Genomic DNA, 12,260 nt, shown 5'->3' on the forward strand with positions numbered 1-12,260 from the left:
GCGTGACCCTCCGACTGCACGACCTGGACCTGCGGGGCTTCGCCTCGGACAACTACGCCGGCGTCCACCCCGAGATCCTCGCCGCCATCGCAGCGGCCAACGACGGCCACCAGATCGCCTACGGCGAGGACGTCTACACCGCACGTCTCAACGAGGTGATCCGCGAGCACTTCGGGTCGCAGGCCGAGGCGTTCCCGGTGTTCAACGGCACCGGCGCGAACGTCGTCGGGCTGCAGTCGATGCTGCCGCGGTGGGGAGCGGTCGTGTGCACCGCGACCGCGCACATCCACACCGACGAAGCCGGTGCGCCCGAGCGCGTCGCCGGGATCAAGCTCCTGCCGGTCGAGGCACCCGACGGCAAGCTGACGCCCGAGCTCATCGACCGCGAGGCCTGGGGCTGGGGCGACGAGCACCGCGCACAGCCGCTCGTCGTGTCGATCACGCAGACCACCGAGCTCGGCACCGCGTACACGGTGGACGAGGTCAGGACGATCGCCGACCACGTCCACTCCCTCGGCATGAAGCTGCACATGGACGGCGCCCGCATCTCCAACGCCGCGGCGTCCCTCGGGGTGCCCCTGCGCGACTTCACCACCGACGCCGGTGTCGACGTGCTGAGCTTCGGCGGCACGAAGAACGGCATGCTCTACGGCGAGGCGATCGTCGTGCTGAACCCCTCGGCGTCCGAGGGGTTGCACTACCTGCGCAAGATGAACATGCAGCTCTCGTCGAAGATGCGATTCGTCTCCGCCCAGCTCATCGCCCTGCTCAGCGACGACCTGTACCTGCGCTCCGCCGGGCACGCCAACGCCATGGCCGCCCGGCTGCGCGGTGCACTGGAGGCCGGTATCGCCGACGGCAGCATCCGGGGCGTCGGCTTCAGCCAGCAGACCCAGGCGAACGGCGTCTTCGCGACCCTGCCCGCCGGGGTGGCCGACCGGCTGCGGAAGCACTTCCGGTTCTACGACTGGGACGCCAGCCGCAACGAGGTGCGGTGGATGTGCGCGTACGACACCTCGGAGCAGGACATCGACGACTTCGTCGCAGCCCTGACGCGGGAGCTCGACGCCGCCTGAGCCGGCACCGTCCGGTCAGGCGCGCACCGGTCCGGCGCGCGCCGGGTCGGCACCGGCGGTCGGTTCATCCGAACGGGATGACCCGCACCACGATCGCCACCACGAGCATCGCCATCGCGACCACGGCGGCACGCCACAGCACCTTCCGGTGGTGGTCGCCGAGGTTCACGTTGGCCAGCGACACCAGCAGCAGGATCGCGGGGACCAGCGGGCTCTGCATGTGCACCGGCTGCCCGACGACCGAGGCCCGCGCCATCTCGGCCGGCGTGATCCCGTACGCCGCGGCGCTCTCGGACAGCACCGGCAGGATCCCGAAGTAGAACGCGTCGTTGCTCATGAAGAACGTCAGCGGCATGCTCAGCACACCGGTGATGCCCGCCAGGTACGGGCCCATCGAGTCCGGGATCACCGCGACGAGCCAGTCGGCCATCGCCGCGACCATCCCGGTGCCGTCGAGCACCCCGATCAGCACCCCGGCGGCGAACACCATCGACACGACACCGACGATGCTCGGGGCGTGCGCGACGATCTGTGCGGTCTGCTGCTTGAGCTGCGGGAAGTTCACGAGCAGGGCGATCGCCGTGCCGATCATGAACACGAAGTGCAGCGGCAGGAGCCCCAGCACGAGCGCCACCATCACCGCGACGGTCAGCGCCAGGTTGAACCAGATCCGCTTCGGCCGCAGGGTCGGACGGTTCGGGTCGAGCATCGTCTCGGCCATGGTGCCGGTCCCCGTGCCGCCCTCGTCCCCCGAACCCGCGCCGTCCACGCCATCGCCGTCCGCACGCCGACCGTCGGCCTTCCCGCCGCGCAGTCCGAGCGCGACCGTGGGGCTCGTGAACATCCCGCCGCCGGTCCCACCCACCGCCGCGAGCACCCGTGAACCGGCCCGGGCGTTCGCCCGCTCCGGCACCCGCGCACCCCGCGAGGCCTCGGTGAACTCGATCAGCCCGAGGCGCTTCCGCTCCCGCAGGCCCATCGTCCACGCGAACGTGAAGCACAGCAGCAGCCCCACCACGAGCGACGGCACGAGGGGCACGAAGATGTCCGTCGGGTCGATCTTCAGCGCAGCGGCGGCACGGGCGGTGGGACCGCCCCACGGCACGATGTTGAGCGTGCCGTTCGTCAGACCCGCCACACACGTCATCACGACCGGGCTCATGCCGAGCTTCAGGTAGATCGGCAGCATCGCCGCCGTGACCACGATGAACGTCGTCGAGCCGTCCCCGTCGAGCGACACCGCACCGGCCAGCAGAGCCGTCCCGAGCACGATCTTCGCCGGGTCGTTGCCGGTCACCCGCAGGATGAACCGGACGAGCGGGTCGAACAGGCCGACGTCGATCATCAGCCCGAAGTACATGATCGCGAACATCAGGAGCGCGGCCGTCGGTGCCAGCGTGCCGATCGCCTCGGTCACCATGTCGCCGAGCCCCAGACCCGCCCCCGCGAACAGCCCGAACACGGTGGGCACGATGATCAGCGCGAGCATGGGCGACATGCGCTTGGTCATGATCAGGACCATGAAGGTCAGGACCATCGCGTACCCGAGGATGACGAGCATCAGGACTCCTTCGTCCGTGTCTGGCAGTCCGGGCACGCTACGACCCGGCCTGGAGGCGCGGCGCGCTTCTGCACATTGGCGCACCATCGCGCGTTGACCGCTTTCTGCGCATTGTGCGCAGGCAGGTCGGCTCGCCCTCCGTACGCTGGGGTCGTGACCGACGACCGTTCACGGCGCCCCAGGCTCCGCTTCGCCACCGAGGTGCTCGTGCTGCAGCTCGCCGTGGTCGTCGCCGTCGTCGCCCTGACCAGCGCCGTGTTCGTCCGGATCGAGGTCACCCGGCTCGAGCGCGCTGCCGAGGGGACCGCACTCGCGATCGCACAGAGCGTCGCCGCGCAGTCCGACGTCCGGGCCGCGGTCGCCCGGCTCAGCGTCGACGGCACCGACCTCGACCCCGCGGCCCTCGCCGACGGGCCCGTCCAGCGAGCGGCACTCGCTGCCCAGCGCCGGACCGGGGCACTCTTCGTCGTTGTCACCGACGACCGGGGCATCCGGCTGGCCCACCCCGACACCGACCGGATCGGCGAGATGGTGAGCACCTCCCCCGACGCCGCACTCGCGGGCCGCGAGACCGTGTCCTGGGCGCGCGGCACGCTCGGTGAGTCGGCGCGGGCGAAGGTGCCCGTCTCCGCGCCACTAGCCGGCGGGGCTGAGACGAGCCGGGCCTCCCGGCAGTCCGCGGTCGTCGGCGAGGTGAGCGTCGGGTTCAACCGGGCACGCGTCTACGACACCCTGGTCGAGGACAGCATGCCGGTGATCGGTGCCGGGCTGGCGGCGGTCCTGCTCGCGGTGATCGCCTCGGTGCTGATCCGACGCAGGCTGGTGCGGCTGACGCTCGGACTGCAGCCGGAGGAGCTCGTGACGCTCGTGCAGAACCAGCAGGCCGTGCTCGGCGGCGTCGGTGAAGGCGTCATCGCGATCGGTCCGTCGGGGATTGTCACCGTCTGCAACCTCGAAGCCGTGCGACTGCTCGGGCTGGCCGACCCGGTCGGCCGTCCGGTGGCACCGCTCGACCTGCCCGCGCCGCTCGGGTCGATGCTCGACGTGACCACCGCGGCTCCGGCGAGCGCCACGATCGTCGCCGGGCACCGGGTGCTGCTCGTCGACGTCCGCACGGTGTTCCGCGACGGACGCGACCTGGGCCGGGTCGCCGTCCTGCGCGACCGCACCGACGTCGAGGCCCTGACCCGGCGACTCGACGCCGTCGGGGCGATGAGCACGGCGCTCCGCGCGCAGCGCCACGAGTTCGCGAACCGGCTGCACGCGATCTCGGGGCTGCTCGACATCGGCGAGACCGCCCGGGCGCGCGCGTACCTGGCGGACGTGCAGGAGCGGGGGCCGCTGCGCTACCCGGTGCAGCACGCCGACCGGCTGACCGAGCCGTACCTGCAGGCGTTCCTCGGGGCGAAGGGCGTCGAGGCCGCCGAGCGCGGGGTGCTGCTGCGGATCGGGGCGGAGACGCTCGTGCAGGGGACGATCACCGAGCCGGGCGACGTGACGACCGTGCTCGGCAACCTGGTCGACAACGCGGTCTCGGCGGCGCTCGGCGGCGACGAGCGAACGCGCGACGGCGGATCCCCGTGGGTGGAGGTCGAGGTGCTCGACGACGGCGCGACCCTGCACCTGTCGGTGATGGACTCCGGGCCGGGGGTGCCGGACGATGCCGCGGACTCGCTGTTCGTGCGCGGGCCGGCGGCTGCTCCTGCGTCGGAGGACGTCTCGCAGGTGCACGGGCTCGGGATCGGGCTGCCGTTGTCGCGGGAGATCGCCCGGCGGCACGGTGGCGACGTGTGGCTCGCCTCCCCCGGCGGCGGCGACCACGGCGCGGTCTTCTGCGCCCGACTGGAAGGAGTGGTGTCGTGAGTTCCGTGTTCAGCGTGTTGGTGGTCGACGACGACTTCCACGTCGCCGACCTGCACCGGCGGCAGGTCGACGAGGTACCGGGGTTCCGGGCGCTCGAACCCGTCGGGACCCTCGCGTCCGCCCGCTCCGCGCTGTCGAGCGGGACCGTGGACCTGGTGCTCGTCGATGTCTACCTTCCCGACGGCAGCGGGCTCGAGCTGCTGCGGTCGATCGACACCGATGCCTTCGTGCTGAGTGCCGCCTCGGACTCGGGCACCGTGCGGCGGGCGATGCGGAGCGGGGCACTCGCCTACCTGATCAAGCCCTTCGCAGCCGGGGTGCTGGCCGAACGACTGCAGGCGTACGCGCGGTCGCGGAACGTGCTCGACGAACGCTCGACCCTCGATCAAGAGGCCGTCGAGCGGGCGTTCCGGATCCTGCACGCCGGCGACAGCGGTGGGGCGTCACCGTCCCGGGCGGCCACGGCGGCGCTGGTGCTCGAGCAGCTCGTCGCCGGTGAGGAACGATCCGCCGCCGAGGTGGCTGCGGCGATCGGGGTCTCGCGGGCGACGGCGCAGCGGTACCTGGCGCAGCTCACGGCGGACGGGACCGTGGCGATGCAGTTGCGGTACGGGGCTGCGGGGCGGCCGGAGCACCGGTACGTGCGGCGGTGACGGGCCCTGCTGCCCTTGCGTATTTCACCGGATACCGGCAGGTTTGGTCTGACGCGCTCCGATCTCAGCCACACGCGAGCGTGATGACCGACCCAGAAGGAGATCACGTGATCGCGATCGAGATGGCAGCCGCCGTCCTGACCATCGTCTTCGTCGTCCTGCCGGCGCGGGGCACCATCGGCAGGAACGGGCTCGTGGGCATCCGTACCCGGGCGACCATGCGCAGCGACGAGAGCTGGATCATCGGCCACCGAGCAGCGATCGTCCCGACGAGCATCGCCGGCGGCGCGACGGTTGCAGTGAGCCTGGTCTACATCGCACTCGGACGCGCCGACGACATCCCCGCGTTCGTCGCGTGCGCCGCGATCCTCGTCGGCGGAGCCTTTTGGGGTGTGGTGGCCGCAGGACGCGCGACCAGGTGACGGCGGACGCGGGGGCCCGGGCGTGGTTCAGCACCGACGCCGTCGCACTGCTCGAGATGGTCGGCCCGTACCTCCAGGTCATCGCGGTGCCGTACACCCACGCTGAAGATTGGCCCTTCCGGTCGCCTCAGGAGGGCACGCCCTAGCCCTGTCCCTGGTCCGCGAGGCGCCATCCGGACGCCGTCTTCGTGAAGCAGAAGCTCCACGTGCGGGTCCCGTTCATCGGCTCCGACTCCTCCGACGCTCGACTCGTCACCGTGGTGTCGACGCAGGACTCCGTCGTGTGGCCAGGGTTGAACGGCACCGATTCCGCCTTGTCCGCGACGGTGTACTTCCGCAGCGTCGGGTTCCGGCACCACGCCCACGTGCTGTCGAGCGTCAACGCCTTCGTCACGTCACACCGCTGCGCCTTCGCCGCAGCCAGGTACACCTTCGTCACCTCGACGGCGGTTGCGGACGACGGCGGCAGGCGGGGCGAACTGCACCCGGTCATCAGCGCGAGCCCCGACGCCAGCACGGCGGTCACGAGGACCGAGCGCTGCACGAGCAGGAGCCGTCCGTGCGGTCTGCTCAGGCGCATCAAGTCCACCCCTCACGGTGCCGCGGACGGTCCGCTGGTCTCTCCCAGCAAAGCGCACCACCCCGATCAGAGCCATGAGCACCCCCACAGCCAGGTCCGCCGCTGACGGACTGGAGGCGCGGGGCGGGGCCGCACCGGGCCTCCAGTCCGTCAGGTGGTCACGCGACGATCTGCACCTGCGTGGGCACGTCGGTGACGGTGAACGGGGCGGACGACGTGCCGCGCACGTCGACCCGGTAGTCGCCGCGGAAGCCGCGGACCTGCACCCGACCGCGGTCGTCGGTGCGGAGCACCGTCGGGCCGAGCCACCACTCCTCCTTGACCAGGCGGCGGAGCGCGTCGTAGGACGGCTTCGGGGTGCCGTCGGCGCGGACGAGTCCGATCGGGGCGCCGAGCCAGGCGCCGGCGTCGGTGATGCCCCAGTAGGTGATCGCCTCGACGGAAGGGTGGCCGACCAGGCTCCGGTAGTGCCGTTCGATGTCGTCGGCCTGGCGAGCCTCACCCTCGGGCGTCGACGGCCACGAAGCGACCTGGTGGTCGTTGAGGTCGACGATGTGCGCGGGCATGAGGTCACCGGAGACGAGCGAGGTCTCGGTCAGGTGCAGCGGCAGGCCGTAGCGGGCGAACCGGTCGACCATCGCGAGCATCGTGTCCTCGCCCCAGTAGCCCTGGTGCATGTGGGTCTGCAGTCCGATGGCGTCGATCTGCACGCCGGCTTCGAGCACGCCCTCGATCAGGCACTCGTACGCACTCGACAGGTCGAAGTCGTTGAGCAGCAGGGTGGCGTGTGGATTGGCGGCGCGGGCCTCCTCGAAGGCCATCCGGATCATCGGGATGCGGCCCTTGGCGCGGGCGAGCGGGGTGATCGCGTTGTCGCCGTTGTCGAACACCGGCATGATGACGACCTCGTTGATGGCGTCCCAGGTGTCGATCGTGCCAGCGAAGGCGGAGACCTCGCGGCGGATGCGCTCGCGCTGGAGCCGCTCGACCTCGTCCAGCGGGAGCCCCAGCAGCCAGTCGGGCTGCACGGTGTGCCAGACGAGCGGGTGACCCTTGAGGGCGATGCCGCGGTCGCGGAACCACTGCGCCGTCGTCAGGAGTCTGGCGGTGTCCGGGGCTCCGCGCTCGGGCTCGAAGCGGCCCCAGTAGAACGGGAGCGTCGCGGTGTTGAAGACGTCGGTGTAGAGGTCGGCGAGGTGCTCGGTGCCTGCTTCGTCCTGCGCTTCGGCGTTGGCTTCGCCGGTCGCTTCGCCGGTCGCCTCGCCGGTCGCTTCGCCGTTGGCGAGTCCGATGAAGTCGAAGCCGATGTTGCCGAAGGCGAAGGCATGGCGGGTCTGCTCGACGGTGATGTCGGCATCGGGGATGGGATTGCCTTCGGCATCGACGATCGTCAGGGTCGTCTCGCCGAAGCGGTGATCTGGTGCGTGCGTCATCGCGCGTTCTCCGACATCGTCGTCTGGGATTTGTTGTGCGCGCAAACATAGCAGCGGAGGGCGTGGGCGTCACGCCGTAGATTGATGGTGTGAACTTGCAGAAGTACTGCGCTCGACGCACCTCACGGTGGACGCCGATGCTCGTCTGCGTGTTCGGAGCCACGCTTGCGCGGGTCGCTGGCCAGATGCTCCTTGGCCAAGGGTCAGACTCACCAGAGCGCGGACTTCTGATGCTGGCCACAGGGGCGATGAGCAGGGCTGACGGAATCCCGTGATCGATCCGGAGCGTGCAGACTCACCCTTCTTCCGGGCCCCCGACGGCCGCGTGTACGTCGATCGCGACGGCCCCGCTGCCGACACCGCGTCTCGGTGGCGCCGACTCCACGATCCCGCTGGCGTGCGCCGTCAGGCCCGGCTCGCAACAGCGTCCGTCGTGGCGGTCTTTGCGATCGGGTACATGGCAGGCGGTGCGTTCGGCTTCGTGGTCGCGCCGCCGCTGCTGCCCGGAGACGAGCCAGTCGTTGCCCGACTCATCGGCGTGGTCCTCGGCGGAGGCGTCGTCGCCGTCCCCGCGATGCTCTTCGCCTTCTTCCGCAGCGCCGCCCCCGATCAGCGAGTGATCCCAGTACCGGACGAGGTGCTGCAGCATGCGCCGCCGACTGCGTCGAGTTCCGACATCTGGCGGTGGTCGGTAGCGGTCATCGACGAGGCCGCGGAGCGCCGGACGATCGGGTACGAGACGAACGTCGAGCGCCCGACAGACGTCGCTCGTGCGGATCGCGCGACCGCTCGGTACGGCGAGGTGTACTGCGCGTACCTCACGGCTGCTGCCGAGCTCCGGTTGCGGCCGAGGGAGCCTGCCATCGACCTACCGCCCGCTTCTTCCGACTGACCACACGGATAGCGTGCCCTTCGCGATAGTCCGGCCGGGTCACCTTGTCACCCTGACCGGCGATGGATGGTGTGTTCGACGTGTTCGACGTGTTCGGCCGCGAACCCGCACCTTTTGGTCCTCCTAGGGAGCGCGGAGTCCCACGAACGGGAGGATGCGGTGGGCTGCCGATCTCCGGAACACTTGCCACGACATGCGCACTCCGTTCCTCCACGCCCGCCGAGGCCTTCGACGCAGCACGGTGATCATCGGCGTCGCCGTCGTGGCCCTCGTGTCACTCACGGCCTGTTCTGATCACCCGACGCCGGAGGAGAACGACAAGGCCCACTCCGACTGGATGCAGCGCGTGCAGGCACGATGGGCCGGACAACCTGGCGGACTCGGCAGCGGTGCCGGCACCAACGATTCATCCAGCCGACTCTCCCTCGGTACCGACGGAGCCGGAGACCGTGCGCGGATCCGCGTCTCGATCACCTGCCAGGGTGACGAAACCGTGCAGATGGCCGTGTGGGCCGGACGCATCGGTGCGAACGGGTCGGAGACGGGCAAGCGACTCACGTCACGCTCCGTCCACTGCGGACACGACGAGGACCTGTACGTGGTCACGTCGAGCGCGACGATCACGATCGGCCCGACCGCCGGAGACGGCACCGTCGGCTGGTACGCGGCGGCCTACAGCGATCTCGCTGCGCGCACGCGCTGAGCTCGCGCCACGATCGGCGATCAGACGCCTCTGGCGAGGTACGCTCACCTCGTGAACGGTCCCCACCCTGATCTCGTCGCAGACATGAGAACACTCGTCGATCGGTACGGCTGGGGAATCCAACACGTCCTACCGAACGTCGATACTGACGAAGCACCGTTCTCCTACACGGTCGGGCTCACCGCCCGAGGATGGCCCGAGCTCATCATCACAGGGCTGCCGGCAGACGTCGCGCAACAGTTCATCCGCAACGGAGTCGACGAGCAGCAGGAGCACGGACCGTTCCAGGCGGGCGACCGGACCGAAGAGCTGACGGAGTCAGGCTTCGTTCTGTTCACGGAGGCGGAAGACGTTCACGGCATGACCGTGACGGCGGCCATCGTCGGGTCGTTCACTGCGCTGCAGATGGTGTGGCCCGACTCTCACGGGCGCTTCCCCTGGGATGACGGACATCGCAACCCGAAGAACGCGCAACCGCTCCTCGGAGCAAAGCCATCGGGCGGCAGTCCGCTCGCCTGAAGGGCGGATACGATCGTGCGCGCATCCTGATCCAGCGAGGGCAACGGGTGTTCGAGGGGGAGAACGTCGTGGTGCGTCAACAGGGGCACGTGGGACCCGGATCGTCTGCCAGACGCACGCTCGCGGTCGGTCTGGCAATCGCCGTGTCGGCAGCAGCTCTGGTCGGCATCCGTACAACAGCAGGATCAGCGGACACCGCAGCCTCGGCGGTGACGGTCACGAAGGTCACCGCGACCACCACCGTCACCTCGACCGGCACCGCCGTTCGCACCACCCTGAAGGTCAAGAACACCGCCGCCGTGCGGAAGCCGGCTTCCTCCGCGTGGCTGTACCTGTCCGCCGGCACGAAGAAGTACACGCTCGGCCGGGTCGCGGTGAAGGCACTCGCCGCTGGTTCGAGCACCTCCGTCACCGCAGTCCGCGGGACGCCCTCCCGTGCCACGGCCGGCAAGTACTCGGTCCTCGCCTGCGTGGGCGCGTACTCCGCGAAGCAGTGCCGCACGTCGACTGCGACCGTCACCAGCACGCCCACGAAGCGCGCGCGCCCGGAGACGGGCGTGATGCTCGACGTCGCTCGCGCCTACTACCCCGTGGCGCTGATCAAGCGGTACATCGACCTGCTCGCCGACGACGGTGGGCGCTTCCTGCACCTGCACCTCACCGATGACCAGAACGTCGGGATCGAGAGCACGGTGCTCGGCCAGACCCTCGCGAACGCTGATCTCGACGACGGCGTGTACACGAGCCGCGTGACCCATCGCCCGTTCCTGAGCGCCGCGCAGGCACGCTCGATCGCCGCCTACGGGGCGAAGCGAGGCGTCGCGATCGTGCCGGAGATCGACACTCCCGGACACATGGCCGCCGCCTTCGCCCTGCTCGAGGCGGAACACGGCACGAAGTGGGTCGACCGCATCCGTTCGGGCGGGAAAGAGCTAGACACGTCGGCGCCGGAGAGTCTCGCGCTGGCGAAGAAGCTGTACGCAGAGGTGCAGCAGACCTTCCCCTCCAGCCGAACCGTGCACATCGGCGGCGACGAATGGGGCGACGACGTCTCCGCCGCCCAACGCGTCGCCTGGATGAACGCGATGGCGGCCACGGTCGGCAACCGCGAGGTCTGGGCGTGGAACGACGGGATCGATCGGGTCGCGGTCGGGCGACTCGATCCGCGCATCCACGTCACGTACTGGAGCTTCGACGGCGACACCGAGGACGCAGCCGAGCGGCGCGAACGGCGAGCACGACGGGCGAGTGCGGTCGACCTGCAGCAGGCCGGGATCGACCTGCTCAACTACAACTCGTACTACCTCTACGAGGTGCCGACCGACCTCGACCCGGCCGACAGCGAGTACACGGTCGCCGACCTCCGCGAGAACTGGTCACTCCGGGCGTGGGACGGCGACTCCGGGTCGCTGCTCGCGGCTCCGATGTCGGGCGCCGCCGTCGCGATCTGGGGTGAAGACCTCGAGGACCCGCCATCTGACGCGCTCCTGCGGTGGAGCGCGCCGCACGTGACGGCGATGATCGAGACCGCAGCCTCCTGACGGACGCGTGTCGTGCCTCCAGGCCGATCGCCGGAGCCGCCGGAGCCGCCGGACCCGCCGGACCCGCCGCCTGCCTACCCGAGCGGCTCGACGCCGTAGCTGGTGACCACCGCACGCAACTCGTCCAGGTACGTCTGCGCCTGCACGGTGAGGGGAACCGAGGCGTGCGCGATCCAGCCGATCTCGATGCGCTCGTCGACGTCGAGGGGGATGGCGACGATCTCGGGGTCGAGGTCGTCGCTGATCAGCCCGGTCGAGATCGTGTACCCGCCCAGACCGATCATGAGGTTGAAGATCGTCGCCCGGTCCGACACCCGGATCTCCCGCTTGCTCGACATCGTCGACAGGATCTCCTCGGCCAGGTAGAAGGAGTTGTTCGCACCCTGGTCGAAGGTGAGCCGGGGCAGGTCGGCGAGGTCCTCGAGGGTCGCACGCTCCCGTGACGCGAGCGGGTTCCGCTTGGCCACGAAGATGTGGGGCTGTGCGACGAACAGCGGTGTGAACACGACGCCGGCGTCCCGCAGCAGCTTGCCGAGCACCTGCTTGTTGAAGTCGTTGCGGTAGAGGATGCCCACCTCGCTGCGCAGGGTGCGGACGTCCTCGATGATGTCCCAGGTGCGTGTCTCACGCAGCGAGAACTCGTACTCGTCCGCAGCCGCTGCTTCGACCATCCGGACGAAGGCCTCCACCGCGAACGAGTAGTGCTGGGCGGACACCCCGAGCAGCCGACGCGACCGCTGGCCGCCGACGTAGCGCTGCTCGAGCAGGGAGACCTGCTCAACGACCTGCCGGGCGTACCCGAGGAACTCGACGCCGTCCGCGGTGAGGACGACGCCTCGGGCCGATCGGGTGAACAACGGGCGCCCGATCCGCGTCTCCAGGTCCTTCATCGCCGCGGACATCGTCGGCTGCGACACGTAGAGCAGGTCGGCCGCTGCGCTGATCGAGCCCTCCGTCGCGACCTCGATGAAGTACCGGAGCTGCTGCAGAGTGATGTCGTTCGAGACACGGGCCATA

General features: G+C 69.9%; 12 protein-coding genes. 8 read left to right on the forward strand and 4 right to left on the reverse strand.

Translation table 11 applies throughout. The features are described 5' to 3' along the window. Window positions 1-2 precede the first annotated feature (2 nt). A complete protein-coding gene (locus tag DEJ06_RS14635; protein WP_071245082.1) occupies window positions 3-1,076 on the forward strand; it encodes a low specificity L-threonine aldolase in 1,074 nt (357 codons plus the stop codon). A 64-nt stretch (window positions 1,077-1,140) separates the two neighbouring features. Here DEJ06_RS14635 and DEJ06_RS14640 read toward each other — a convergent pair whose 3' ends face one another. Beyond that, complete coding sequence (locus DEJ06_RS14640; protein WP_111032718.1) at window positions 1,141-2,637, reverse strand: CitMHS family transporter; 1,497 nt, start codon at window positions 2,635-2,637, stop codon at window positions 1,141-1,143. A 153-nt stretch (window positions 2,638-2,790) separates the two neighbouring features. On the opposite strand from DEJ06_RS14640, the gene DEJ06_RS14645 reads away from it, so the two are divergent. The 3 genes from DEJ06_RS14645 to DEJ06_RS14655 all read left to right on the forward strand — a co-directional run bounded on the left by DEJ06_RS14645 (window position 2,791) and on the right by DEJ06_RS14655 (window position 5,575). Next, window positions 2,791-4,500: a sensor histidine kinase gene (locus DEJ06_RS14645; RefSeq protein ID WP_111039796.1), complete on the forward strand. Its 1,710-nt coding sequence runs from the start codon at window positions 2,791-2,793 to the stop codon at window positions 4,498-4,500. After that, window positions 4,497-5,153: a response regulator gene (locus DEJ06_RS14650; protein ID WP_111039797.1), complete on the forward strand. Its 657-nt coding sequence runs from the start codon at window positions 4,497-4,499 to the stop codon at window positions 5,151-5,153. Before DEJ06_RS14645 ends, DEJ06_RS14650 begins: the two co-directional genes overlap by 4 nt. Before the next feature lie 107 nt (window positions 5,154-5,260). After that, a complete protein-coding gene (locus DEJ06_RS14655; RefSeq protein WP_110864167.1) occupies window positions 5,261-5,575 on the forward strand; it encodes an SdpI family protein in 315 nt (104 codons plus the stop codon). 142 nt (window positions 5,576-5,717) lie between these two features. Here the strand turns inward: DEJ06_RS14655 and DEJ06_RS14660 are convergent, their stop codons facing one another. After that, entirely contained in the window at window positions 5,718-6,155 is a 438-nt protein-coding gene (locus tag DEJ06_RS14660) for a hypothetical protein (protein ID WP_111039799.1), read from the reverse strand. Between the two features lie 158 nt (window positions 6,156-6,313). After that, on the reverse strand, window positions 6,314-7,588 hold the full coding sequence (locus tag DEJ06_RS14665; protein ID WP_111039800.1) for an endo-1,4-beta-xylanase: 1,275 nt from the start codon (window positions 7,586-7,588) through the stop codon (window positions 6,314-6,316). A gap of 271 nt (window positions 7,589-7,859) precedes the next feature. On the opposite strand from DEJ06_RS14665, the gene DEJ06_RS14670 reads away from it, so the two are divergent. From DEJ06_RS14670 to DEJ06_RS14685, 4 genes are all read left to right on the forward strand, one after another. Further along, window positions 7,860-8,480 carry a hypothetical protein gene (locus tag DEJ06_RS14670; RefSeq protein WP_146245876.1) on the forward strand — a complete coding sequence of 207 codons (621 nt, stop codon included), beginning with the start codon at window positions 7,860-7,862 and terminating at the stop codon, window positions 8,478-8,480. Window positions 8,481-8,673: 193 nt separating this feature from the next. Next, window positions 8,674-9,183 carry a hypothetical protein gene (locus DEJ06_RS14675; protein ID WP_146245877.1) on the forward strand — a complete coding sequence of 170 codons (510 nt, stop codon included), beginning with the start codon at window positions 8,674-8,676 and terminating at the stop codon, window positions 9,181-9,183. 51 nt (window positions 9,184-9,234) lie between these two features. Then, window positions 9,235-9,702: a DUF4262 domain-containing protein gene (locus DEJ06_RS14680; RefSeq protein WP_146245878.1), complete on the forward strand. Its 468-nt coding sequence runs from the start codon at window positions 9,235-9,237 to the stop codon at window positions 9,700-9,702. Between the two features lie 143 nt (window positions 9,703-9,845). Further along, window positions 9,846-11,243, forward strand: coding sequence for a family 20 glycosylhydrolase (locus DEJ06_RS14685; protein ID WP_146245879.1), 1,398 nt, complete (start codon window positions 9,846-9,848; stop codon window positions 11,241-11,243). Between the two features lie 74 nt (window positions 11,244-11,317). On the opposite strand, the gene DEJ06_RS14690 is transcribed toward DEJ06_RS14685, so the two are convergent. Next, window positions 11,318-12,259, reverse strand: coding sequence for a LysR family transcriptional regulator (locus DEJ06_RS14690; protein ID WP_111039804.1), 942 nt, complete (start codon window positions 12,257-12,259; stop codon window positions 11,318-11,320). Window position 12,260: the final 1 nt, after the last annotated feature.

It is taken from the genome of Curtobacterium sp. MCLR17_051, from assembly GCF_003234395.1.
In the GTDB taxonomy this organism is placed as follows: Bacteria; Actinomycetota; Actinomycetes; order Actinomycetales; family Microbacteriaceae; genus Curtobacterium; species Curtobacterium flaccumfaciens.

Bases quoted from the DNA above. Each gene is read 5' to 3' on its own strand.
- DEJ06_RS14665 (WP_111039800.1), bottom strand. From the start codon at position 7,588: ATGACGCACGCACCAGATCACCGCTTCGGCGAGACGACCCTGACGATC.
- DEJ06_RS14690 (WP_111039804.1), bottom strand. From the start codon at position 12,259: ATGGCCCGTGTCTCGAACGACATCACTCTGCAGCAGCTCCGGTACTTC.
- DEJ06_RS14640 (WP_111032718.1), bottom strand. From the start codon at position 2,637: ATGCTCGTCATCCTCGGGTACGCGATGGTCCTGACCTTCATGGTCCTG.
- DEJ06_RS14660 (WP_111039799.1), bottom strand. From the start codon at position 6,155: ATGCGCCTGAGCAGACCGCACGGACGGCTCCTGCTCGTGCAGCGCTCG.
- DEJ06_RS14675 (WP_146245877.1), top strand. From the start codon at position 8,674: ATGCGCACTCCGTTCCTCCACGCCCGCCGAGGCCTTCGACGCAGCACG.